The 24163-nt window shown below is 46.8% G+C and carries 25 protein-coding genes, 1 pseudogene and 1 riboswitch; of the genes and pseudogenes, 9 read left to right on the top strand and 17 right to left on the bottom strand.

Going from position 1 to position 24163, the window contains the following annotated elements:
- Positions 1–3: 3 nt before the first annotated feature.
- The 5 genes from thiS to M1D67_RS06550 all read right to left on the bottom strand — a co-directional run bounded on the left by thiS (position 4) and on the right by M1D67_RS06550 (position 4680).
- A complete protein-coding gene (gene thiS / locus M1D67_RS06570; protein ID WP_020450956.1) occupies positions 4–207 on the bottom strand; it encodes a sulfur carrier protein ThiS in 204 nt (67 codons plus the stop codon).
- On the bottom strand, positions 204–1313 hold the full coding sequence (gene thiO, locus M1D67_RS06565; RefSeq protein ID WP_020450955.1) for a glycine oxidase ThiO: 1110 nt from the start codon (positions 1311–1313) through the stop codon (positions 204–206). Before thiO ends, thiS begins: the two co-directional genes overlap by 4 nt.
- Positions 1297–1908, bottom strand: coding sequence for a thiazole tautomerase TenI (gene tenI / locus M1D67_RS06560; RefSeq protein WP_479831683.1), 612 nt, complete (start codon positions 1906–1908; stop codon positions 1297–1299). The genes thiO and tenI overlap by 17 nt, the downstream gene beginning before the upstream one ends.
- A complete protein-coding gene (tenA, locus tag M1D67_RS06555; RefSeq protein ID WP_020450953.1) occupies positions 1883–2584 on the bottom strand; it encodes a thiaminase II in 702 nt (233 codons plus the stop codon). Before tenA ends, tenI begins: the two co-directional genes overlap by 26 nt.
- A gap of 83 nt (positions 2585–2667) precedes the next feature.
- Positions 2668–2776, bottom strand: a riboswitch (TPP riboswitch).
- Positions 2777–2835: 59 nt separating this feature from the next.
- Positions 2836–4680: a monovalent cation:proton antiporter family protein gene (locus tag M1D67_RS06550; protein WP_020450952.1), complete on the bottom strand. Its 1845-nt coding sequence runs from the start codon at positions 4678–4680 to the stop codon at positions 2836–2838.
- 264 nt (positions 4681–4944) lie between these two features.
- Between M1D67_RS06550 and prpE the strand changes: the two genes are divergently transcribed.
- The gene (gene prpE / locus M1D67_RS06545; RefSeq protein WP_219192223.1) at positions 4945–5685 is read left to right on the top strand and encodes a bis(5'-nucleosyl)-tetraphosphatase PrpE; all 741 of its coding nucleotides are present in this window, start codon (positions 4945–4947) and stop codon (positions 5683–5685) included.
- Positions 5686–5701: 16 nt separating this feature from the next.
- Here the strand turns inward: prpE and M1D67_RS06540 are convergent, their stop codons facing one another.
- From M1D67_RS06540 to M1D67_RS06525, 4 genes are read right to left on the bottom strand one after another with little or no spacing between them, the layout of a single operon-like run.
- Positions 5702–6592: an RluA family pseudouridine synthase gene (locus M1D67_RS06540; RefSeq protein ID WP_479831682.1), complete on the bottom strand. Its 891-nt coding sequence runs from the start codon at positions 6590–6592 to the stop codon at positions 5702–5704.
- Between the two features lie 11 nt (positions 6593–6603).
- Positions 6604–7404, bottom strand: coding sequence for an NAD kinase (locus M1D67_RS06535; protein ID WP_023856668.1), 801 nt, complete (start codon positions 7402–7404; stop codon positions 6604–6606).
- 18 nt (positions 7405–7422) lie between these two features.
- Positions 7423–8058 carry a GTP diphosphokinase gene (gene yjbM, locus M1D67_RS06530; RefSeq protein ID WP_003180661.1) on the bottom strand — a complete coding sequence of 212 codons (636 nt, stop codon included), beginning with the start codon at positions 8056–8058 and terminating at the stop codon, positions 7423–7425.
- A gap of 31 nt (positions 8059–8089) precedes the next feature.
- On the bottom strand, positions 8090–8455 hold the full coding sequence (locus M1D67_RS06525; protein WP_003180659.1) for a UPF0738 family protein: 366 nt from the start codon (positions 8453–8455) through the stop codon (positions 8090–8092).
- Between the two features lie 130 nt (positions 8456–8585).
- Here M1D67_RS06525 and M1D67_RS06520 point away from each other — a divergent pair, with 130 nt between their 5' ends.
- The 5 genes from M1D67_RS06520 (at position 8586) to M1D67_RS06500 (ending at position 11984) form a co-directional block, all read left to right on the top strand.
- Positions 8586–9158, top strand: a complete 573-nt coding sequence (locus M1D67_RS06520) for a CYTH domain-containing protein (protein ID WP_479831681.1) — start codon at positions 8586–8588, stop codon at positions 9156–9158.
- Between the two features lie 12 nt (positions 9159–9170).
- A complete protein-coding gene (locus tag M1D67_RS06515; RefSeq protein ID WP_479831680.1) occupies positions 9171–9824 on the top strand; it encodes a lytic transglycosylase domain-containing protein in 654 nt (217 codons plus the stop codon).
- A gap of 283 nt (positions 9825–10107) precedes the next feature.
- Positions 10108–10506, top strand: a complete 399-nt coding sequence (locus M1D67_RS06510) for a globin domain-containing protein (RefSeq protein WP_123032292.1) — start codon at positions 10108–10110, stop codon at positions 10504–10506.
- Positions 10503–11405, top strand: a complete 903-nt coding sequence (gene spxH / locus M1D67_RS06505; protein ID WP_003180650.1) for a protease adaptor protein SpxH — start codon at positions 10503–10505, stop codon at positions 11403–11405. The genes M1D67_RS06510 and spxH overlap by 4 nt, the downstream gene beginning before the upstream one ends.
- 411 nt (positions 11406–11816) lie before the next feature.
- Positions 11817–11984 carry a hypothetical protein gene (locus M1D67_RS06500; protein ID WP_023856663.1) on the top strand — a complete coding sequence of 56 codons (168 nt, stop codon included), beginning with the start codon at positions 11817–11819 and terminating at the stop codon, positions 11982–11984.
- 57 nt (positions 11985–12041) lie between these two features.
- On the opposite strand, the gene pepF is transcribed toward M1D67_RS06500, so the two are convergent.
- Together pepF and M1D67_RS06490 are read right to left on the bottom strand one after the other, a co-directional pair.
- Positions 12042–13871: an oligoendopeptidase F gene (gene pepF, locus M1D67_RS06495; RefSeq protein WP_023856662.1), complete on the bottom strand. Its 1830-nt coding sequence runs from the start codon at positions 13869–13871 to the stop codon at positions 12042–12044.
- Positions 13872–14083: 212 nt separating this feature from the next.
- On the bottom strand, positions 14084–15232 hold the full coding sequence (locus tag M1D67_RS06490) for a competence protein CoiA family protein (protein ID WP_479831679.1): 1149 nt from the start codon (positions 15230–15232) through the stop codon (positions 14084–14086).
- Between the two features lie 170 nt (positions 15233–15402).
- Here M1D67_RS06490 and M1D67_RS06485 point away from each other — a divergent pair, with 170 nt between their 5' ends.
- Entirely contained in the window at positions 15403–16947 is a 1545-nt protein-coding gene (locus M1D67_RS06485; protein WP_479831678.1) for an ATP-binding protein, read from the top strand.
- 22 nt (positions 16948–16969) lie between these two features.
- Positions 16970–17689: a response regulator gene (locus M1D67_RS06480; protein WP_003180638.1), complete on the top strand. Its 720-nt coding sequence runs from the start codon at positions 16970–16972 to the stop codon at positions 17687–17689.
- Between the two features lie 19 nt (positions 17690–17708).
- On the opposite strand, the gene M1D67_RS06475 is transcribed toward M1D67_RS06480, so the two are convergent.
- From M1D67_RS06475 to M1D67_RS06450, 6 genes and pseudogenes are all read right to left on the bottom strand, one after another.
- Complete coding sequence (locus tag M1D67_RS06475) at positions 17709–19214, bottom strand: tripartite tricarboxylate transporter permease (protein WP_003180636.1); 1506 nt, start codon at positions 19212–19214, stop codon at positions 17709–17711.
- Positions 19215–19236: 22 nt separating this feature from the next.
- On the bottom strand, positions 19237–19692 hold the full coding sequence (locus tag M1D67_RS06470; protein WP_105979048.1) for a tripartite tricarboxylate transporter TctB family protein: 456 nt from the start codon (positions 19690–19692) through the stop codon (positions 19237–19239).
- A 100-nt stretch (positions 19693–19792) separates the two neighbouring features.
- Complete coding sequence (locus M1D67_RS06465) at positions 19793–20809, bottom strand: tripartite tricarboxylate transporter substrate binding protein (RefSeq protein WP_023856657.1); 1017 nt, start codon at positions 20807–20809, stop codon at positions 19793–19795.
- Between the two features lie 222 nt (positions 20810–21031).
- Positions 21032–22336 (bottom strand): family 8 glycosyl hydrolase, encoded by a 1305-nt coding sequence (locus M1D67_RS06460; protein ID WP_095290031.1) that lies wholly within the window; start codon positions 22334–22336, stop codon positions 21032–21034.
- A 237-nt stretch (positions 22337–22573) separates the two neighbouring features.
- Entirely contained in the window at positions 22574–23212 is a 639-nt protein-coding gene (gene mecA, locus M1D67_RS06455) for an adaptor protein MecA (protein ID WP_003180627.1), read from the bottom strand.
- A pseudogene (locus M1D67_RS06450) lies at positions 23194–23319 on the bottom strand (hypothetical protein). The gene mecA and the pseudogene M1D67_RS06450 overlap by 19 nt, the downstream one beginning before the upstream one ends.
- Before the next feature lie 178 nt (positions 23320–23497).
- Between M1D67_RS06450 and M1D67_RS06445 the strand changes: the two are divergent.
- Entirely contained in the window at positions 23498–24160 is a 663-nt protein-coding gene (locus tag M1D67_RS06445; protein WP_020450936.1) for a TerC family protein, read from the top strand.
- Positions 24161–24163: the final 3 nt, after the last annotated feature.

The raw sequence follows: 24163 nt of genomic DNA, 5'->3' as shown, positions 1-24163 counted from the left end.
GGTTTATCCCCCTCCGACAAAATGAACGATTTCGATGACATCGTGTTCTTCCAGTTTGACTGTTTGATATTGGTCTTTTCCGATAATCTGCCTGTTTCTTTCAACAACGACAACACGATTTTCCAAACTGTAGGATGCGAGCAAATCGTAAATCGTGCCGCCGTCATCTCTCCACTCTATTTTCCGGCCGTTGAGCTGAATGTTCACCTGTGCACAGCCTCCTTTCGCTCCGCTTTAAACGCCTCGGCCCACTCTGTTTTGACCGGATTGCCGAGGATCATGTCAGCTATCATCTCACCGGTTGCAGGTGCCAGGAGGATGCCGTTTCTGAAATGTCCGGCAGCAAACAATATCCGGTCATTTTCAGGGTGTCTGCCGATATATGGATTGCCATCCCCTGTTTCCGGGCGCAATCCGGCCCAGCATTGGTCGATGTTCATGGATTCAATGTCAGGGAGCATCGACTTGGCCTTTCGGATCAACTCCTCGATTCCGCCAAGTTCCGGCTGTTCATTCCAATCCCCGGGCTTCATTGTCGCGCCGACGACAAGCTTTCCGCTATGGCGCGGAACGATGTAGCAATGATCATGGTAAAGCGTCCTCGTCAAAGGGATGCCGTCATTCCACACAGACAGGCACTCCCCTTTGACAGGATAAAAGCTTTTGTCTATGCCGATCTGTTTAAAGAAAGCACCGCTCCACACACCGCTTGCAATGACAACGTGCTCCGCCTCCGCGGTGCATGAAGCAGCAGTGACGCGGACGGCCCCCGCTTCAGATTCGATCGATAAAACGGGGGTAAACTCGAAGACCTCGGCACCGAGAATCCGGGCCCCCCTGGCAAATGCCCTGCACACTGCGGCCGGTTCGACATGGATGTCGTCCCGAATGAAATTAGCGCCGAGAATCCCTTTTCCGGCATGCGGTTCCAGCTCATATACTTCAGCGGCTTCAAGCCATTCCACTGAATCCAGTGCAGCCATTTGCATCAGGTGTTCGCGGTCGCTTTCTGAAAATGCCAGCTTTAATATCCCTCCGTCATGCTTTCTGATATCGATGCCGCTTAAGTCTTTCAATTCGCCCGTCAGCCGCTGATAGGCTTTTTGGCTGGCTCTGGCAAATTCGAAAAAGGTACCGGGTTTATCGCATTCCGCATGGGCGCCGAGCATGCCCGCCGCCGCGCTCGTCGCTTTTTTGCCGACTTCTCCGCTTTCAAACACGGCCGTTTTTTTCCCCGCTTTCGCAAGATGGTAAGCGATGGATGTCCCGATGATGCCTCCGCCGATCACGATCGTATCATAGCGCTTTCTCATATGAATCTCCCTTCGCGAGACAGGCAAGCCGCGCGGCCGCCTCATCCGGTCTGTCATGAGAAAAGATCCCCGACATCACGGCGATGCCGTCTGCCATTTTGACTTCCGCCAGTCGTTGTTCGGTAATACCCCCGATCGCAATGACCGGAATGCGGACAGCCGCCTTCACTTCAGCCAGACTGAGAGCTCCTCTTCCTTTCCGGCCCTTTTTACAGTCCGTTTCAAAAATGTGGCCGAACAGCACGTAATCTGCACCTTCAGTTTCAGCCTGAACCGCTTCTTCTGGCGAATGGACGGACTTTCCGATTTTCAAATGCGGAAAACGGCTCCTCACACTTTTGACGGAAAAGCCGTGTGAAGGCAGCTGAACCCGGTGAATGTGATGAAACAAAGCGATATCAACCCTGTCGTTGATGATCAGTTTCCGCTTATCAACCCCTTCTTCGGCAAGGCAGTCGATTAAACTTGATATTTCACTTACTTTTTTTGATCTTTCCCTGATATGGATAAAGTCAACGGCATTTTGAATCGAGATGATTTTTGCAGCAAGCTCTTCCACAGAGTGCTTGTCATCGGTGATCGCGTGCAGATGCAAGCTGATCCACCCCGCTTTTTGACCAGCTTTCTTTTTGGTAGGCCATATCCCAGAAGCTGTATTCGTAGAAGCTGGAGATGACGAAGTTCTCCTTCATCTTCGCGCGCGTTTTCTCATCGGCGTTTTCAGCCAGCTCATCGAAGCGGTTGATCTGTTCTGTCACAAGTTCTTTAAACCAGTCGCCTCCGTATGTCGCGATCCATTCCTGATAAATCGCGCTGTCAGGCCTGCACGTTTTTAACGTCTCACCGACGTCATAATAGAGCCAATAGCAAGGAAGCAAAGCGGCCAGTATTTCCGCAAAACTGCCGCTCACGACAGAACGGTACATATGCGATGTGTACGCATACGCTGTCGGCGACGGCTGAAACGACTCCAATTCTTCCTTTGTGATTCCCAATAGATCGGTGAATTTCCTATGGAGCGACATCTCGGCTTCATATGTGCCTTTCGCGTGTTCAGCCATCCGGCTTGTCGTATATAAATCGCGAGCATATGCCGCACCAAAGGATTGGACTTTGGCAAAGTGGGTCAAATAGTAGGAATCCTGCATGACATAGTATTTAAATCGATCAACCGGAAGTGTGCCGTCTCCAATCCCTTGAATAAACGGATGGACAAAACTGCCTTCCCACCATTTTGCAGCGCTGTTTCGGCATTCTTCTGAAAACTTCATTTCGAGGCTCCTCCTTCGATTCTGAACATAAAAAAACCACTTTCCCGCAAGGAAAGTGGTTTGGAATTTGCATAAATACATACTCAAATACCGTGCCACTTCCCTACGCAGGTTTGAACCTGTTCAGGTTATGAGGGTCTAAAAGTCACACTTTTATCTCAGCCCTTATCAAGGACTCCCCTAGTGGAAAACATTTCTTGTTCATTCAGTTTATACTTTTATCTTATCACGAATTGCAAAATGGTCAAGCATCAGTCTCCAAGCGTTTTTCTCAATTCCGCAATATATTCGCGCGAACCGGTGGCGATCAGCCTGTCACCCAATTGCAGCCTTGTATCCCCGTGGGGCACGATGCTGTCCACCCCGCGGAAAATTCGGACGAAGATAACATCTCCCGTAAACGGAAACTCCCTTAACAGAACACCGTCAAATCGCTCATTGCTCATATTGATCTGATACAGCGACGCATCCTGGTTCGTCAGGAGTTTCATAACGCCAGGCGCCTCGATAAGCGCGCGCAGCAGCGTTTTTGTAGAAAGCAGAATGGAGAATGTATCAATTCCGTTATCTTTCAGTCTGGATTCGGCGTCTGGAGAATCTGCGCTGGCGATAATTCTCGCGACTTTCTGCTCCTTCGCAAAAAGCGCGATCCCTGTATTGCGCTCTTCGCTGCCAGTGGCCACGACGAGTATATCCGTTTGGAAAACGCCGAATGATTGAAGCGTCTCGTATTCATAATCAGGCAAAACTTCAACATCAAACACCGGGTCCGCCAGATTTTCTTCCTTTTTTTCCTGCCGGACATGCAGGATTCTGACGTGATAATCTTCCGGAGAAAGTTCGAGCGTGACCGGCAGCGTCATTTGATTTGCGCCGATAAAGGTGATCGTCTTTTTCTCTTTTTCGCTTTCCGTTTTCGGCATTAATTTTTTAAAGCCGGTCGGTGTGATGATGCATGTAATGACAGCGACCAGAATCAGCGCGCCGGACATCTGCGCGTCAATGACACCGATGCGCTCGCCGATCGTTGTCGCCGCGATCACCAAAGAAAGCGTGGAAGTCAGGAGAAAACCGGAAGCCAGCACGGTTTTCATGTCATACCACTTTTTCAAAAACAGCACCGGAACGACTTTGCTGATTAACAGAGCCACAAACAGAAGCGGGATCATCACTAAAATTTTCGGATTGCCAAACAGCGACCAAATGTCCAATTTGACGCCTGTCATCACAAAGAAGATCGGGATGAGGAATCCGTAGCCGAATGAATCGAGCTGCTGAACGAGCTCCTTGTTCGGCGAAAGCAGCGAAACAAGCACCCCGGCCAAAAACGCGCCAAGTATGTTTTCTGCACCGAGCGACTCGGACAGCGCCACAAGTACGATGATCAGCGTAAATATCGCCCTTGTGCCGATCTGGATCGTTCCTTTTGACAGCACTTCGACAAAAGGCCGCTTTTTAAATATCCTTCCGAACAGGTATAAAACGACGCCGGCGGCAAATAAGATCATCAGCAGCCACATATTGCTGTTTTCGTCCCCGTAGATTGAGGCGAACACTGCAAGCAGAATCATCGTGACAAGATCCGCAATGACGGCGACAAGCAAAATAATCTGGCCGATATTCGTCTTCATGAGACGCTCTTCTTTCAGCGTCGGAACGACAACCCCGAGCGAAATTGTCGAAATGATCAGCGTCATTAAAAAGGCGTTGTCAATAAATCCTGCCATGACAAAGCTGTAAGAAAGGCCGAGCGATAAAATAAAGACGGCAATAAAGATGACCGAAGCCGTTTTAAATGTATTCGGCGCTTCCTTTCCGCTTGGAAGCAGCTGCTTTTTCTTTCCTTTTTCAAATGCGGAAAAATCGATTTCAAGCCCGCTTAAAAACATTAAAAAGATAAATCCGAGCATCGATAAAGTTTCGAGCCATGTATCGTGCTGGGCGACCAGATCGAACCCGCTTTTTCCGATAATAAGACCCATGATAATTTCAGCGACAACCACCGGTATGCTTAACCTGAAACGGTGCAGCAGGATGGGCGTTAAAAATGCGATAATCAGTACGACAACTAAAGATGAGACAGATGTGTGCTCCATAAACTGGTACCTCCTCTAAAACCGGTTTCCGGGTATGATTAGCGTTCCCTTTTTTAAAAATAAAAGGGACATCTTTTTAGACATTTTCATGTGGGAAAAGAACCGTCTGAACACTTTTCTCACAGGTGTAAAAATCGATTTTAACAATGCTCGCTCAGAAAAAAAAGTAATTTGCCTGATTTTCTCCGACGAAAGTCGCTGAAGCTTTATTTATATATGGACTGGGCAATGTATATACATACGCAGACAGGAGGCAGAAAACGCATGAAATATGATGTAATTGGCGATATTCACGGGTGCTATGACGAAATGATTGCGCTGATTGAAAAGCTCGGTTACTCGCTGTCATCGGGGTTTCCCGTTCATCCGGAAAACAGAACACTTGTCTTTCTCGGGGATTTAACAGACAGAGGGCCAAAATCGCTGGAGGTCGTTGAATTTGTAGGACGGGCCGTTGAAGAAGGAGCTGTGCGATATGTGCCCGGCAATCACTGCAATAAGCTGTACCGTTTTTTCAAAGGGAATCCGGTGAAGCTGCAGCACGGGCTGGAGACGACGGCGGCCGAATACAGAAACCTTCCGAAACATAAACAGAAGGGTATCAGAGACCTTTTCATGCGCCTTTATGAAAAAGCTCCTCTTTATGAGATCCTGCATAACGGCGAACTTGTCGTCGCACATGCCGGCATTAAAGCGGAAGACATCGGCAAAAAGCCTGTCGGAAAAGTAAAACAGTTTGTGCTATACGGAGATATTACAGGAGAAACGCTGCCTGACGGACGGCCGGTCAGGCGGGACTGGGCCGCTCATTACAAAGGCGATCCGTGGGTAGTGTACGGCCACACTCCTGTCAAACGTCCGCGGACGATTCATCATACGATCAATATCGATACCGGTTGTGTATTCGGCAACAGGCTGACCGCTTTCAGATTCCCCGAACTGACAACCGAATCTGTCCCCTCTTCATTGCCTTATGATGAGTCAAGGTTCCGTATGGAGCCATAAAAAAAGAGAGCTTAATTCAGCTCTCTATCAACTGACTCATATCATGCGGAACCTGCGCTTGAAACGTCAGCTCTTCCATTGTGAAGGGATGAAAAAACGTCAGCGTCTCACTGTGGAGCGCCTGCCGATTGATGAAGCCGCGGGTTCCTCCGTACAGCGTATCACCGCACAAAGGATATCCGATATGACTCATATGAACTCGGATCTGATGGGTTCTCCCGGTTTTCAGACGGATGGAGACATCCGTCATACCGCTGAAGCGCCTGTTCACCCAAAAATGCGTGACCGCTTTTTGCCCGTCGGGGATCACCGCACGCTCGATGATGCTCGATGATTTTCTGCCGATTGGCGCATCGATCGTTCCCTGCTCTTCTGCGATCAAACCGTCGACGACCGCCCGATATTGCCGTTTGACGGCTCCCTTTTTTTGCAGTCCCGATAAAAGCGAGTGGGCAAAGCGGTGCTTGGCTACAAGCATGACACCCGATGTGTCGCGGTCAAGCCTGCTCACCAGGTGAACGGTCGCGCGGACGCCCGTCCGCTGGTAATAATGAATCAGACCGTTCGCCAAGCTGCCTGATGGATGCTCGCGCGAGGGAATCGACGACAGGCATGGCTGTTTATTTAATACGAGGACATGGTCATCTTCGAACAAAATATCAAGCGGGATTTCTTCCGGGCGCAAAGATTCGCTCATTTTTTCCGGAGGGAACTGTATGACGAGCTCGTCCCCTTTTTGAAGAACGTATCTGACCGTTACATGCCCGCCGTTTACCAAAAGATCCCCGCCGCCGAATTTGATGTCCGTCAGCATCCTTTTTGAAATGCCCAGCCGCTGGACGTATTCTTTCAAAAGAACCCCGCTGTCCTCTTCTGTTATGATCTGTTTCATCAAAAAATCGCTCACAGCAAACCTTCCTATTCTCCTTTTCCGATAAAGGAATCCTGGACCCTTTTCCAAAACGGAAACGGCCGAAAGCGGGCAAACCTGATATTTTCGTTTGCGACGCGGCATTGAATTGACTTGACGTCTTTATGCAGCAATGTCAAATGGTCAATCGCGACTTGAAACGTCACATCATTAATCGGTTTAATTAAACAAGTATGGTGCTCAGGCAGAATGAGCGGCGATCCGACCGTCCGAAACACCCGGTTGTTGATCGACGCCATTTCAGCCAGCTGGACCGCTCTGATGGACGGATGAATAATCGCACCGCCGAGCGCCTTGTTATATGCCGTGCTTCCCGATGGGGTCGATAAGCAAAGGCCGTCGCCGCGGAACGTTTCGAAAAGTTCCCCTTTAATTTCGACATCTGTCACAAGCGTCCCTTCGATGCTCTTGATCGTACATTCGTTCAGCGCCAAATATCTCGCTTCATCGCTGCCGTCATTGTAGCGGACGATAACTTCCAAAACCGGATATTCAACAATTTGATACGGCGTTTTCGCAATCGCGATTACGAGTTTTTCAATCTCAGTCGGCACCCAGTCGGCATAAAAGCCGAGATGTCCTGTATGAACCCCGACAAAAGCCGTTTTGTCGAGGCGGCCGCTGTATTTGTGAAATGCGTATAAAAGCGTTCCGTCACCGCCGACGGAAATGACGATATCCGGCTCTTCTTCATCGCATTCAAGACCGAAGTCGAGCAGATATGTTTGAATTTTGCTTTTTAATGAATCGGAAACATCATTTCCTTTGGACGATACCGCAAACTTCATCATTCCATCTCCTTTCCCCTAACCGTCATCCTCATCCTTTTTCTTGCGTGAAAATGCCACGTGAGCCTCCTGAATCTCGCCCCTGATCTCGGACATTTCCATATCGAGCCTTGATGCTGCTTCAGAAGCTCTTTGAAGCCTTAATTTTACTTTTTCCGGAATGTTGCCGCTGTATTTATAATTTAAAGAATGTTCGATTGTCGCCCAAAAATTCATCGCCAGCGTCCGGATTTGAATTTCAACCAAAATCTGTTTTTCCCCGTTGATTGTCTGCAAAGGGTACAGCACGACGAGGTGGTAGGAGCGGTAGCCGCTCTCTTTATGTTCCGCGATATAGTCGCGCTTATCCACGACCGTGAAGTCCTTTCTCGCCAGAAGCATATCGACGACAATGCGAATATCCTCAAAAAATTGGCACATGATTCTGAGCCCGGCAATATCTTGCATGCTTTCAATGTTGTGCAGAGGAATGTTTTTCCGCTTGGCCTTCTCAAGAATACTCGGAACAGGCTTCACCCGCCCTGTCACGAATTCGATCGGCGAATGTTCCTCCTCATATTCGTAAAGGGTCCGGATCCCTTTCAGCTTCACTTTCAGCTCTTCAACAGCCTGCCGGTACGGCGCTAAAAATTGCTCCCATTGTTTTTCGTCCATAAACCTTCCCCCAATTTCATCGCCTTTTTTTCTAGAGGAATATCCGTTTCACTCTCTCTTCCATTTCTTCGCCATAATTTGCATTATCTTTAATATTCTCTATTAAATATCCGAGCTCATCATGGAACCCGTTAAGCTCCAGCTCCGTGTTTCCGATATGTAAAAACACAGGAAGATTGGCGTCGAGGGCCGCTTTAAGATCGGACCAGATGCCTTCGTTTAAAATGACGTATTCAAAGGAATCGTCCTGTTCAAGTATGTATACAAATGCAAAATGATCGGAGTCTGTCAGCATGCGTCCGGCCGGTTTCCGCTCCGCTCCGTCATTGATTTCGCTGGTCAACACCAGCCGGTCGTTTCGCAGATTGGCTTCTGTAATCTCAATTCTGTTCTGCATAATGCTCTCCTTTACAATAAAAGTACAGATTCATTTTATCATATCAGCTTCAATATTGATAAACGTTCCTTCTCAAGAGATAATAAGGAAAATGCAATTTTACCAGCTGAGAGGATGAAAAAATTAAAGAATGAGCCAGGAACTTGAAATCGAATTTAAAAATATGCTGACAAAAAAAGAATTTGAGAAAATCAAATCATATTATCAATTTACTTCCGAGCAATTTGTTATACAAAAAAACCATTATTACGATACGTCCTCCTTTTCTTTAAAAGAAAAAGGAGCGGCTTTAAGAATTCGCGAAAAACAGCAGCAATATGTACTGACATTAAAAGAGCCGGCACCTGTAGGTCTGATGGAAACCCACCAGGAGCTGACCGGGAAGCCCGAATTTGAAACGTTCACAATTCCGCATGGACCGGTATATGATCGCCTGAAGCGCCTCGGCATTCAACCGGACGAGCTCATCCTTTTCGGAACGCTTGCGACAAGCCGTGCAGAAAAAAAATTGCCGCAGGGCTTAATTGTTTTGGATCACAGCCGATACTTAATGGTAGAAGACTTTGAAGTTGAATTTGAAGTGACAGACTATGAACGCGGAAAACGGGATTTCTCTGAACTGCTGAAATCGTTCGGCATCCCTGAGCGTGAAACCAAAAATAAAATCGTCCGATTTTATGAACAAAAACTTAAAGATCAATAAGGTGGGAAAACAATGAACGTCAACCATTTGGCCGCCCTTTTGGAACTACAGGCGATACGGTCGTTTTATCCGGCTTCAGACAGCGGTTCCGAAGATGCTGGTTTTGATTTCAGCTCGATTTTAAACCAATATTTAAGCAATGTCGGCGGTTTGGAGTCTTCACAGCCCGCGGTTGTTCCGGCCGTGTCGACAGCGTCTCAGCACCAGGCGCCGCTGACAGCCGAAAAGCCTGCGGCAATTGCGGCCGTCCCATCTGCCGCAGCGAAACCCGTCTCTTTCGGCGGCCAAAATCAGAGCATTGACCAGATCATCAAAAACGCCGCAGAAAAATACGGAGTCGATGAGAAGCTGATTCATGCCGTCGTCAAGCAGGAATCGCGCTACCAGGAAAAAGCGGTCAGCCCGGCCGGCGCCATGGGCCTGATGCAGCTGATGCCGTCAACGGCGAAAGCGCTCGGCGTGAATAACGCTTTTGACCCCGTACAAAATATAGAAGGCGGAACAAAATACTTAAAGCAGATGCTCGATAAATACAGCGGGAATGTGAACCTCGCATTAGCGGCCTACAATGCCGGACCGGGAAATGTCCAAAAATACGGAGGCATTCCCCCTTTTAAAGAAACGCAAAATTATGTAAAAAGAATCACCTCAAATTACTATGCTTAAGCCGGAAAGGATGCTTTCCGGCTTTTTTTGTCCGCATTTACTTCCTCTTTGATCCTCCCGGTATTAAAAATACACATTTAAGAAGCGAATATGATATGATATTTGAAACAAAATCAGCGATTTTCGCCCACAGGCAGAAGTCGGTTTGTTTGTAGAAATGGAACGAGGTTGCTAAAATAAGTATATACAATCGTGAAATAATAAATGATGCACAAGATAAATATTTTTTTGCGATAGGAATCGGTATATTTTCCTATTAGCCATATTAAAAGGAGTAGTCAACATGGGACAATCGTTTAACGCACCTTATGAAGCGATTGGAGAAGAGCTTCTATCGCAACTTGTTGATACTTTTTATGAGCGTGTAAAGCGGCATCCGCTGCTCTACCCGATTTTTCCGGACGACTTAACGGAAACGGCAAGAAAGCAGAAGCAATTTTTAACGCAATATTTAGGCGGTCCGCCGCTTTATACAGAAGAACACGGACACCCGATGCTGAGGGCGCGGCACCTGCCGTTTCCAATCACACCGGAACGGGCGGACGCATGGCTTTCGTGTATGAAAGAGGCAATGGATCATGTCGGTTTAAAGGGCGAAATAAGGGAATTTCTTTATGAAAGGCTGACATTGACAGCCAGACATATGGTAAATCAGCCTAAAATGGAGGATGGTTCACATTGACACTAAATCAGCGTGACCAATTTTTCTCCCATTGCCATGGACATCCGCAAAAACCGATGGAAATTTATATGTTTGTCGACCCTTTGTCTCCCGAATGCTGGGCTTTGGAGCCGGCGATCAAAAAGTTGAAAATCCGCTACGGCCGTTTTTTCACACTACGGATCATCGCCGCATGCAGCATCACAGCGCTGAACGTTCAGAAACGTAAAAAGCACCGCCTCGCAGAGGCATGGGAAAAGATCGCATGCAGATCAGGCATGTCTTGTGACGGGACGCTCCTGCATGACAAAGCGCTCTCCGCACCATACCTCGCTTCACTCGCTTTAAAAGCGGCGGAACTGCAAGGCAGAAAAGCAGGGCTGCAGTTTTTGAGATGCATGCAGGAAAGCCTGTTTCTCAATCGGCAGGATATCACCGAAGAACAGGTGCTGCTGGCGATCGCAGAGCATACACAGCTCGATCTGGAGGAATTTAAAAGGGATCTTCATTCGCAGAGCGCCGTGAAAGCCCTGCAATGCGATTTGAAAATCGCTGCCGAAATGGAAGTGGCATCTGTCCCGACTCTTACGTTTTTTAACAGTCTCCGCGAAGGAGAAGGCTTAAAAGTAACCGGAAATTATTCATACGAGATTTACGAAGAAGTATTGTTTGAGATGCTCGGTGATGAGCCGAAGCCTTCACAAACACCTCCGCTCGAACTTTTTATCGAATACTTTCAATTTGTAGCCGACAAAGAAATTGCCGTCGTTTACGACTGGACGCTGGAAGAGGTGGAACGGGAAATGAAAAAGCTCGCGTTCGCCCGCAAAGTCGAAAGAGTGGAAGCGAAACACGGCATGTTCTGGCGCTATATAAACGGACATCATGATGCCGGACCGCTTTATCAATGCGAAAAATAGCACGGGTTTCTCCCGTGTTTTTTTTCGCGCTAAAACGAACGCACGTTCCTTTTTGAAGCAGTAAGAAACCGCGCCGGGATAAGCGCGGTTTCTAATTATGTCTTAACGACAACAAAGGGGATGGGAGAAATTTTTCACGGTCAAACAAAGGGGTAAATGTTTGTTTGTGATCAATTTCACATCTTTATAATATCAAATCATGTCGAGTTTTGACAACTGATTTCATTAGTTTTCACATTTTTGTCACAAAAACATAAAAAATAGATGTCCATCATATGATCAAAGTAACAAAGAAAACGAGCCCGCCGCACGTTGCCATACCGCGATTTATGCGAACTGGCGCCCGGTTTTGCTGCCTTTTTGCGCCTCGTCTCCCCCTGTGAAATTTTATCAGTCCTTAGGAGGGTTTTTATGCTTCAGATCATTTTAGGACTTGCATCAATATTATTTTTTTTCGTCTTGAATATTTTAGGTTTGATGAATATGTTTCCCCTTTATATTACGTCCCCTCTCTTATTTATATCAATCCTTTTTACGCTCAGCCGTCTCAACCACCGCAAAACATTTAAAGGTTTTTGACCTCATCGCGAACAAGGCTGCCGGTATGACCGGCAGCCTCTTCTATATACTCGCCTATTATGAATGATTGACTTTTTGCAAAAGTTCTTCCATTTCGTTCAGCTGCTCTTCAAACTTTTTGCACGCAGCTTCGATCGGCTCCGAAGATGTCATATCAACACCGGCTTTTTTCAGCACTTCAATCGGATAATCCGAGCTACCCGCTTTCAAGAACTCAATATAGCGGTCAACAGCCGATTTGCCTTCTTTTAAAATCTGCTGACTGAGTGCCTGAGCTGCACTGAAGCCTGTCGCATACTGATACACATAATAATTGTAATAGAAATGCGGTATTCTTGACCACTCAAGACCGATTTCCTTATCAATCTCAATATTGTCACCGAAATATTTCTTATTCAAATCATAGTAGATGCTCGTTAACAGCTCAGGTGTCAGCGGTTCCCCTTCCTGGGCTTTGCTATGGATCTCATGTTCAAATTCGGCAAACATCGTTTGTCTGAAAACCGTTCCTTTGAAGCCTTCAAGCATATGATTCAAAATGTAGAGCCGCTGTTTTTCATCGTCGATTGTATTCAGCAAGTATTCTCCCAAAAGTGCTTCATTCGTCGTAGAAGCTACTTCGGCTACGAAAATGCTGTAGTTTCCATACGGGTAAGGCTGATATTTTCTCGTATAGTAGCTGTGCACGGAATGGCCGAATTCATGGACGAGCGTAAACAAATTATTGACGTTGTCCTGCCAGTTCATCAAAATATACGGATTTGTTCCGTAAGTTCCTGAAGAATAAGCGCCGCTGCGTTTTCCTTTGTTTTCATACACATCGACCCAGCGGTTGTTCAATCCTTCTTTCAGGATGGATGAATATTCTTCCCCTAAAGGCGTCAAACCTTTTAGCATATAGTCCTTGGCCTGCTCGTAGGTAACTTTCATTCCAGAGTCCTTTACCAGCGGAGTATACAGGTCATACATGTGTACTTCATCAAGCTCAAGCACTTTTTTTCTAAGCTCAACATAGCGGTGAAGAAGCGGGAGATGCTTGTTGATCGTGCTGACAAGATTGTCATAGACTTCTTCAGGAATGCTGTTTCGCGACAAAGCAGCTTCCCGCGCCGATTTATAATGTTTAACCTTCGCATAAAAGTTGTCTTTTTTCACAGCTCCGCTGAGCGTGGAAGCGAGCGTGTTTTTAAAGCGGCCGTATGTTTCGTAAACCGCCTTGAATGCCGCGCGGCGGACATCGCGGTTCTCGCTTTCCAAAAAGGTGACATAATTGCCGTGTGTGAGCTGTACCTTTTCTCCATTTTCATCGGTGATCTCCGGAAATTCCATATCAGCGTTATTCAGCATGCCGAACGTGTTGGAAGAAGATGAAAGAACATCAGACGCTTCGGCCAAAATTCCTTCCTCCTCCTCGCTCAGTACGTGAGGACGCTCTTTATTGATTTCTTCGAGAGCATGCGAGTAAAGCTTTAACTCCTCTTTTTCCAGCAGGAACTGCTGAAGCTTTTCTTCCTGAATCGATAGTATTTCCGGCACCATGTAGGCCGTTGCGCTCGCTGCCTGGGTATAGAGGTTGGCCGCTTTATCATTGAGACCTTGGTAAAAAGAATTTCCAGTATCCTGATCATAGCGCATGTGAGCGTAAGTATACAGCTTCCCGAGACGCTCCATCACCTTATCCTGATAAGTCAGCGCTTCATATAGATCATCGGCGGAATGGCCGAGCCTGCCCTTGAATTCGGAAAGCTTGGGCAGCAGTTCTTTAACGGCTTGAAATTCCTCGCTCCAAGCATCATCTGACGGGAAGATATCCTCAAGTCTCCACGTGTCTTCTTGCTTCACCTCTTCTCTTGAAGGCAATTTCTTCGATTTTTTTTCTTCAGCCACTGTCAATCCCCTCGCTTTCTTTACTCCAAGTCCATTGTTGTCCAATAAACTTGTATTGTGTTTATCTTCTGTTTTTTCACCGTCTTTTGTCAAATCATATGCGAAAAAAAAGACGCAAAATCCCGCCGTTAAAAAATAAAATACATATCTTTTGATCTGAAACAGCCCGGACACCACCTTCCTTTCTTTAGGTTGAACGAAAGGCTTGATAATCATTCGGAAAAATAATGTTCGTCCCTTTTTAACAGCGCCTCCAGCCGCGGCTCCGGAGCAACAGGACCCGCGGAATAATAAAATTCCTCTTTCCTCTCCAAAAATCCTTTTTTATGCAAAAAACAAATGTATTCACAAACGGCATCAGCAGCCGTTTGCTGCCCGCTCCATCTCAGCTTCAGCCTTTTGCCCTTGACGAGCCAATCCATATAATGAACCGCAGACTGCAAGCGAAACGTATCATGCTTCGTTATAAATAAGAAAAGGTACCCTTGCCACACATAAACCGGGTGGGCAAAAATATAGCCTGACGGCACTGGGAGAAAGACTTCTGAGGGGAAAAACGGGAGCGGGAGCCGGAACTTTTCATAAAAGAGCGCGGCCATCTGCTTCGCTTCTTTTGATAAAAAACGTACGGTCGACATTCGAAAGCTGCGGATGTTTTCTTTCCAACCTTTAAGCTGGAGAGGCGAACAGTTTTCCCATGCGGTTAAATCATGCCAGCCTGCTTCAGCAAGTGGGAGAAAACGCAAGGATGCGGATGTTTTGTTTGTTTGAAAGGGAATCAAGTGTTCGAGGATGATGAAAGCCTTTTGTTCGGGGCAAAAAAACAGGAGCTTAGGAGGCTTATCCCTTTTCTGAGCGAACTGCCAGTGAAACACTGAAAGCTGAAAAAAACTCCTTGTCAAGCGTCTTACCCGGTTACCCCCCAGAATCCACAACGGCTCGATTCCCAGTTTGAGAAAGCCGTCCGTCCTTTTTCGGTACGCTGCCGCATTGAGATTCGCACATTGAAATTCAACCGCAACCTGGCGGGTTCCGTATTCCAGAAGCAAATCGGGCCTTTGTCTGATCTCTTGCAAATACGGTTCAAGCACCGGACTGAGTCCTTGCCTGCCGAGCCATTCGTATAACAGCCGTTTTCCTTTCAGGTGATAGGGGCTCTCCGGTTCATGGGGCACCGTACATGCTGCACCCGGCTTATGAGCGAAGTGCGGGAGCTTGACGGCACCGACTTTCAGGTCGAGTTCACACCGGCAAACCGGACAGTAAAATAAATGTCGTTTTCTCAACCGCTTGAGATCTTCGGTTTTGTATCCGTCGGCAAGACAGATGATCTCTTCTTGATCGATCATTGCACTGAACATATTGTCTCTCTCCTTCCTGTTTGATCAAGTATTCAACATGCGCGGAAGCTTTCCTTTTTTTGAAAACGCTTCAAATTCAGGCTGATTTTATATAAAGTAGTATTATAGAACTCGAAATTTTTAGAAAAGGAGTTTTTGACATCAAACGGAAGCTGACCACCAAGCTTACATTGCTGATTCTCACCCTGCTATTCATCTTGCTTTCTGTTATGAGCGGCCTCTATTTAATCATTTTAGAAAATTCGTTAAAAACACAAATTCAAGCCAGAGCGCTCGATATGGCGAAAACGCTCGCCCAGATGCCTTCCGTCCAGGAAGCCTTTGAAACGGACGATCCGTCCCGAATCCTTCAGCCAATTGCAGAAAACGCGAGAAAACAGTCCGGTGCGCAATACATTGTGATCGGCTCGGCGGATGCGATTCGCTATGCTCATCCGCACCCGGGAAAAATCGGCAAACCGATGGTCGGCGGAGACAATCAGCGCGCTCTTGAAAAAGGGGAAGCATATATTTCGGAAGCCGTCGGCACGCTTGGCCCGGCCATCAGGGGCAAAGCCCCGATCCTTAATGAAAACGGCAAAATCGTCGGAATCATCTCAGTCGGTTTTTTAAAAGAAAATATTCAGGATATCGTCTCTCAATATCAGACAAAATTAATATTTTTATTAGGATTTGTCGTGCTGATGGGGGTTTTGGGAGCCGTCTATATTTCCCGCAATGTCAAAAAGTCTATTTTCGGTCTTGAACCTTATGAAATTAATCAATTATATACTGAAAAACAGGCGATTACAGAATCTGTGCACGAGGCCTTGATCGCCATCAACAAACATGAAGAAATCACGCTCTTGAATAGAAAAGCGTGTGAGCTCCTTCGCGTCGAAAGCGAAGATCAGTGGCTCGGCAAACCGATTTCCGAACTTCTTCCAGATACGCTGCTCCCCGAAGTACTGAAAACGAAAACGGCGCAAAAAGATCAGGAATTAACGATCGGAAATGAAGAATTAATCGTCAACAGAGTGCCGATTTTCGAAAACGAAAAAATCCGCGGGGCCGTTGCAAGCTTCAGGAGAAAGACGGACATTGACGAACTCTCCAAAAAGCTGGCGCAAACTTCGCAATACGCGGAAGGTCTGAGAGCCCAGACCCACGAATATTCAAACAAGCTGAACACAATCGCGGGACTGATCCAGCTGGAAAGCTATTCTGAAGCGCTCGAATTGATCCAAAAAGAGAACAAAAGCCATCAGGAAATGCTGCGATTTCTCATCCATTCGATTCCTGATCCGCTTCTTTCCGGGTTGCTGCTGGGAAAGGTCAACCGTGCAAAAGAGCTGCACATCAACCTGGAAATCGATGAAAGCTCAAAATTGGACGCTTTGCCAGACGAAATGGACAAAGGCAAATTCATTACGATTTTAGGAAATTTGATTGAGAATGCTTTTGACGCCGTTTCCCACAAAAAAGACCGCAGCATCCTTGTCTTCTTGTCAGACGGGGGAGATCACATCTTAATTGAAGTCGAAGACTCGGGAGACGGTATTCCCGAGGAGGAACAGGAGCGGATCTTTCAAAAGTTTTATTCGACAAAAGCGGCTAATCACCGCGGTCTCGGCCTCTTTTTAGTCAAAGAAGCCGTCAATGCGTTAAACGGACAAATCAAAGCGGATAAAAGCGACCTTGGCGGAGCATTGTTTACTGTCGTGATACCAAAATAGAGAAACGCTGGGGGACTGACCTATGAAAGCATTACAAGTGTTTATCGTGGAGGATGACATCAGGAACGCTGACATACATCAAAAACTGATCAGCAAAATTGAAGGATTTTCTGTTATTGGAATCGCAGAAAATTTTCAAGATGCAAAGGATTTGCTTCCGGACGTGAAGCCCGACCTTGTCCTGCTCGACATTTTTCTGCCGGACGGCTCAGGCATGGAGCTTCTCTGGCTGATCAGACAAAAGCTCAGACATACAGACGTCATGATGATTACGGCGGCGAAAGAAGTTGAGTATGTCGAACAGGCGATTCGCGCGGGAGCCGTCGATTATTTGATCAAGCCGATTACGTTTTCCAGGCTGAAAGAAACGCTGTTAAACTATCGGTCCTACCGGCTCAAGGTAAATGAAATGTCTTCAATCGATCAGACAGACGTTGACAGCTTGATGGCAAAAAGGCGAAGCATCATGAAAGAAAAACAAACCGCTGAAGCCGATTATCCGAAAGGAATCGACGGCCTGACGCTGAAAAAAGTAGCCGGCGTTTTAAACAAAAGCGAAAACAGCGATGGCATCACCGCTGAAAATCTCGGGCGCACCATCGGTGTCAGCCGGACGACCGCAAGGCGCTATTTAGAATTTTTAGCTGCGGAAAAGCATGTAAAAACAGAACTTTTCTATGGAACCGTCGGACGTCCCGAACGCCGCTACAAGCCTGTGAAAAATGAAAGTCCGGAAACGTAGCGTTCCGGACATCAAAAGCTCAGCCTTCCAAATCGATCGACTTTTTATTTTTGTTCTTCATTGCCCGGGAAATCGGTGGTACGATGAGCGACAAAAGAGCCGTAATCAATAAACCGATTGTGACGGGACTTTCAAAAAACACGGACAGGCTTCCTGATGACAGCGTCATCGCTTGTCTAAACGATTCTTCCATCAAACTTCCGAGAATAAAAGCTAAAATAAACGGAGCCGCCGGAAAAGACAGCACTCTCATAAAATACCCGAGGATTCCGAAGAACACCAGAATATAAAGATGTACGACATTAAATGTCACAGCATAGACGCCGATCAGGCAGAAAACAAATATGAGCGAAATTAAAAGCTGCTTCGGAATCAGAAGAATTTTTGACAAGAAAGGAATTAACGGCAAATTTAAAATCAGCAGAAATAAATTGCCGATATACATGCTTGCGATGACGCCCCAGAACACGTCGGGATGATCCGTCAGCATGAGCGGCCCCGGCTGAACGCCGACGACCAAAAGGGCGCCGAGCAGGACGGCTGTTGTTCCTGATCCGGGAATCCCGAGTGTCAGAAGGGGTACGAATGCGCCGCTCGTTGCCGCATTGTTCGAAGTCTCAGGTGCTGCGACCCCTTTAATATTTCCCTTGCCAAACGTTTCAGGATGTTTTGAGATTCTCTTCTCTGTAATATAAGAAATAAATGATGCAATTGTCGCCCCTGCACCGGGCAGGATGCCGAGCAAAAATCCGATGACCGAATGCCTTGCGATCGGTCCCGAAATCTCTTTCATTTCGCTTTTCGTCACCTTCAGGCTGCCGACCTGAGACGCTCCTTCCGTCATCGGCTTGTTCCGCGTCTTGATCAAGAACGCAACTTCAGCAAGTGCAAACAAACCGAGAGCCACGATCAGAAAATCGATGCCTTCCAGAAGGCTTGCCGCACCGAATGTAAACCGTTCGGTCCCCGTCTGCGGATCAATCCCGATGGTAGCGGTCATAAATCCCAATGTCGCAGAAATCAGCGCCTTGACTGTCGATCCTTCGGAAAGGCTTGAAATTGCCACCAAGCCGAGCATCATCAATGCAAAATATTCTGTCGGCCCAAATGTCACCGCAATGTTTGCCATTGTCGGTGCGACGAGCATCAGCGCAACTACGGTGATCGTTCCGCCTGCGAAAGAGCAGATTGCAGCGATGGCAAGGGCTTTTCCCGCTTTCCCCTGCTTTGCCATCGGATAGCCGTCAAACGATGTCGCGACAGTGCCCGCTACTCCGGGGGCATTTAACAGAATCGATGACGTCGAACCGCCAAAGACCGCTCCGTAATAGACACCCGCCATCAAAATTAACGCGGAGGCCGGGTCCATTCCGTAACTTAACGGGATCATAATGGCAATCGCGGTGATCGGCCCAAGCCCGGGCAGCATCCCGATAACCGTCCCGATCAGCACCCCGATAAAAGCGAACATGATATTCTGCGGAGTCAGCGCCACCTGAAATCCGTATAATATACTATCTAACATGCACTTTCCTCCTTATGTTCGATTAAAAAGGCATAACCCCCTGCGGAAGCATGATGTTGAGCACATAGTTGAATGAAAAATAAATTGTGCCGCTGAAAATCAGTGAAACGATCGCAGCCGTTGTCCAATTCCGATATCCCAACACCGCGGGCAAAACGATCAGCAGCATTACCGTAGAAAGCAAAAATCCGATGAATTCCAAAATCGAAATGTAGATCAACAGAGAAGCAACACAGAGCATCATGACCTTGACGTCTTTTTTCTTCAGCTGAAACAGCTTTTTCACCGTTGTATCTTTTTGATCTTTTTCAAAAAACAGAAATACACCCAAAATGAGAAGCAATATGCCTAAACTTTTCGGCAGCACGTCCGCATCGATCACCGCGTACGGATAGCTGTCTAAATTAAAGCTGAGCGCCAGGTAAATGGCTGCCACAGCCAAAATGATGACAGAAACGGCCCGGTTTGTGATTCTCATGGTTTACACCAGCCTTTCTCGATTTCAGCTTGCCGGTCGCCGGCTGTGCCAGGCAAAGCTTTTAAGGCTTTCCCGTGCCGGCAACCGCGCGGAGACCATTTTATTTGCCACCCAATCCGATATCATCAAGGAGCGCTTCCATTTCTTTATATTGAGCGTCAAGATAGTCTTTGAATTCTTGATGGCCCATAAACTTATCCGTCCATCCATAGCTGTCCCGAATCGATTTCCAGCTGTCTTTTTCCATCATCTCTTTGATTTTTTCTTCATAATATTTTACGGCTGACTCGCTCATCCCCGGAGGTCCCATAAATCCTCTCCAGACCGTAAATTCATCATCGATTCCCTGCTCTTTTAAGGTCGGAAAATCTTTGACCGTATCTCCTTTCATGCGTTCTGGAGCGGTGATGGCCAGCACTCTGACTTTTCCGGCTCGCGCCTGTTCGGCCGCTTCACCGACACCCGTCGAGTAGACGTCGGCTTTTTTACCGAGCAGCATGCTCATCCCGGCGCCGTCTTGCGCCGTAATGTATTTCAGCTCTTTCGCATCAACGCCAGCCTTTTGAACAGCGCTGACAAATTGCATGTGGTCCATGCTTCCCGGAGAAGACGTCCCTACAATAGAGGCTTTTTTCGGATCTTTTTTCAGCGCATCCACAAGATCTGTCATCGACTGATAAGGCGAATCTTTATGAACAACAAACGCTCCGTAGTCGGCAATCACGCTTGCGATCGGCGTAAAATCATTGTGACCGTACTGGGATTGTCCGTTTAAAGGCACGAACAAAATCGGCGGAGATGTAACAAACAACGTATGGTTATCACCTTTTTTGCGGTGGACATACGACCATCCCGACGCTCCCCCGCCGCCCGGTTTATTGACGACAGCCATCTTTTCAATCAATTTTTCTTCACCCATAATTTTCGAGATCGTTCTGGCCGTTGTATCCCATCCCCCGCCGGCTCCGGCAGGCGCAACGACCTCAATTGCTTTCGAAGGTTTAAAGTCTTTTTCGTTCGCGGCTTTATTTGAAGCCGTGTTTCCGCCGCATCCTCCCAAAATCAGCGCAAACACAAGCAAAATTGTAAAGCCGTAACATCTACCCCTCTTTGTCATGTTGTGCTCCCCCTTCATTGTAATCGCTTTCATTATAGCTTCCCCGACTTTTCGTGCACAGTTTAACTGCATAATATTCTTTTTGTTCATAAAGTTCACAAAAAGTCTTCCTCAAATAGAGATGTAATTTTTGTTAAAGGATAATTACGGGATCAACTTCTGACCAATTAAAAACCCCTCTCCGCAGAGAAGGGTCAGTCTTTCAATTTGATATTACATTTTTTAAGGAAGGTACATCGCAAATTTGCCGTTTGCCACAAGGCTGTTCAGCATGTAAAGACATGATCCGTAATAATCTTCTGGAATATATGTGCTGTTAAACGCATTGGCAAATCCCGTCCTTAATGATGCATCGCTTGCTGCAGTCGCGCCGCCCGCATTGGCGGCGATCAGGCCAACCGGGCTTCCTTTTTTGACGGCCGTCCCATTCAGCGTATATTCATGGGCCGTTCTCCCGTAGTTTTCCCGTTTCATAAACGTCAAGAACTTGTTAACCGCTTTTTGCTCGCTGGCGCGATATGCGTTATCTGCCGAGGACCAAAGTGTATGATCCATAGCGATATGAGACACCGTCCGCCAAGCATCATAGCTGAAATTTCGGTCTGTTTCCGTTGAGGAATGAGCCGCATCGCTTACGCCGTCAAAGCCGGCTTCGTCGGGAAACAGCCCTGTGGCCGCATTGGTGACGGTTGATCCGTTATTTAACACGCTTTTAAACGTTGTTTCTGACAAGTATGTTCGAGATTTGTTTGCTGCATCTTTCCAAAAATACTGCTGGCTGCTTCTGGCGCTTTTAGCGAACAACTCGAAAAAAGCAGGAACGTGGTAGGATGGGTCCGTCCAATTGACATAAGGGCCGAATCGAACCATCGCATAGCGCTGATCCTTGCTGTTTTTAATAAACACTCGCGATTCCTTACCGGTGTTGGCGTATTCTCCATCACCGGCCAAAGCGTCAAGCATGTCTTGAGCCCGCTCTTTGTAATCGTACGGGTATTTTTTATCTCCCCAGCGGCCAGATGCCATCATGAGCGCTGCCGCAAACCAGACCTCGCCGTCAGATGCAACATTCTGATCAATGGTTTGCACGTCTGAGCCGTTCGTTTTCATATGCCAGCTATGGTAGCCGTACAAACTGTCGCTTCTGTCGGAATGGCGCATATATTTACGGACGAAATCCCACAGCTTTTGGAACTTATACTCATCATTCATTTGCAGCGTAATCATCATCCCATAACTCATACCCTCTGTTTTGACGCTGTAGTAGCCATTTCCCAGGTTATCGTCCGTCGTCGAAGCGATGTAAGCTGAACCGTCCTTCATATAATGAAACAGCGATCCGCCTTTACCATCGCCTTTTGTATCAAAGTATTTTTTATAGGCCTGATTCAAATTGTTTTTACCCGTTGTTCCGAGAATATCCGGAGTCTTGGAATGTACGGCTGCCATGGCTGTTTGAGAATAAGCGGCACAAAAACATGTTAAACCAATAAAGACAGCCATGATCCATTTTAAACTTTTTCGCATCAAATCAATCTCACCTTTCAAAATTTGTCATAACACCAATCCATCTTAATCAATGAAACTGGAAGTGTATAGATCAGATTGACCCTATTTGGTTTGGTCCGAAATGATCGTTTTCTTTTGAAAGTGGTGAGCCGTTTGAAAGATGTAGAGCGGGAGGAGGGAAGTTGTGGAGAATTGAAGCTCTTTGTTATATTTGTTCCAGAAAGTTAAAGCCGGCTTCAAAAGAAACCGGCTTTTTTATGCGAAGTGCTTTTTTATTGTATGAAGAGCATGATCCGCTGCAATCAGTGTTCCATACTCTTTCAGCATATGAATCGTCGTCTTTGATTCTGAGGCATACTCCAGCAGAATGCTCAGCTGGTTTTCCACCTCTTCATCAGGCAGTTCACTGAAATCCACGAATAAATAGTAGCGGTTCTCGTGAGAGTACAATGTCGTTTGGCAGCCGCTGATAGACATTTTTGACAGTGAGATTAAATCCTCAAAATCGTCAAACTTTAAAACAAACTGCAGTTTCTGCTCTTCTGCCTGCTCTTCTTTTTGAAAGTCGTCAAGCAAAGCATCAAGGCTTTCTTCTGCTACATGCTGTTTTTTATCTTCAGGAATCGGCAGTTCCAGCTTTTGTCCGTCTTTGGACAGCTGAGCTCTTGTCACAATGATTTCCAATCCCTTATCAAGGGCCTGCACTTGAATCCAAAGGGGGCCTTCAACGGCAAACTCTTCTTCTTCGTGCACTTCGTCCATCATTTCCCAAAAAAGCTCTTCACTGCGTTCTCGATTGTACCAAATTTCTTCTCTGTCAAACCCGCGGTCTTCGATATCACCGTAGGAAATATAAAACTTAACCGTATGTTCGTTTATTCTTTCGATTTCCATTTGCCAACCTTCCCTTCTTTGTAAGATGTTGAAGGGATAACTAAGCTCCCAATTAATTGTACTTTACTACACTTTACCCATTACGTCCACTTCTTAACCTTATCCATAATCAATCTTTATTTTCTATTTTATGATAAAAAAGGCGGAAAAGAAATAAAAACGCCTCCAAAGCCAAGCTAACATATTTTCCGGCCTGCTTCATATATTAGTTGTACAAGCAGCAGCTGTAGATGCGGGTGCCTTTTAGGCAAGTCCCGATGCAAAGGCAAAGCGAGGTGCCAGTTGATGGAACACGATGTACTGATGTCGTTCCTTGTGATCATCGGAATCGATCTCATACTTGGCGGCGACAACGCTGTTGTGATTGCAATGGCAAGCCGTCATTTGCCTCCACGGCAAAGACAAAAAGCGATCATCATCGGCACATTGATCGCCATCATGATGAGAATCGCGCTAACAATGGCAGCAGTGTACCTGCTCGCGGTTCCTTATCTGCAATTTATCGGAGGAATCTTCCTGTTGTACTTAGGATATCAGCTTTTGATTGAGAAAAAAGATGCCCAGCATGTCAAAGGCGGGACATCTTTATTTAAGGCGATCCGTATCATCGTGATTGCCGATTTGTTCATGTCGCTCGATAATGTGATTGCGGTCGCTGGAGCTTCGCACGGACGCCTGATGCTAGTCGTTGTCGGCTTGATGGTCTCCGTCCCGGTCATCATTTGGGGCAGCAGGCTGATTCAAGCGGCCCTTGCAAAGTTTCCGCTCTTCATATACGCGGGAAGCGGACTGCTCGCTTATACCGGCGGCGAAATGATCGTCAGGGAGCAGGAGTTGTCTTCCTTTATGGCGCAGCATAGCACCCTCGAAATGCTGCTGCCCGTCCTGACGGTGATTTTTGTGATTCTAGCCAGTATTTATTATGAACAGACGAGTGAAAAGCATTAAAAA

It is taken from the genome of Bacillus sp. PK6-025, from assembly GCF_056530265.1.
The sequence above is the reverse complement of the archived record's forward strand: the minus strand, read 5'-3'. Positions and strand labels throughout refer to the sequence as shown.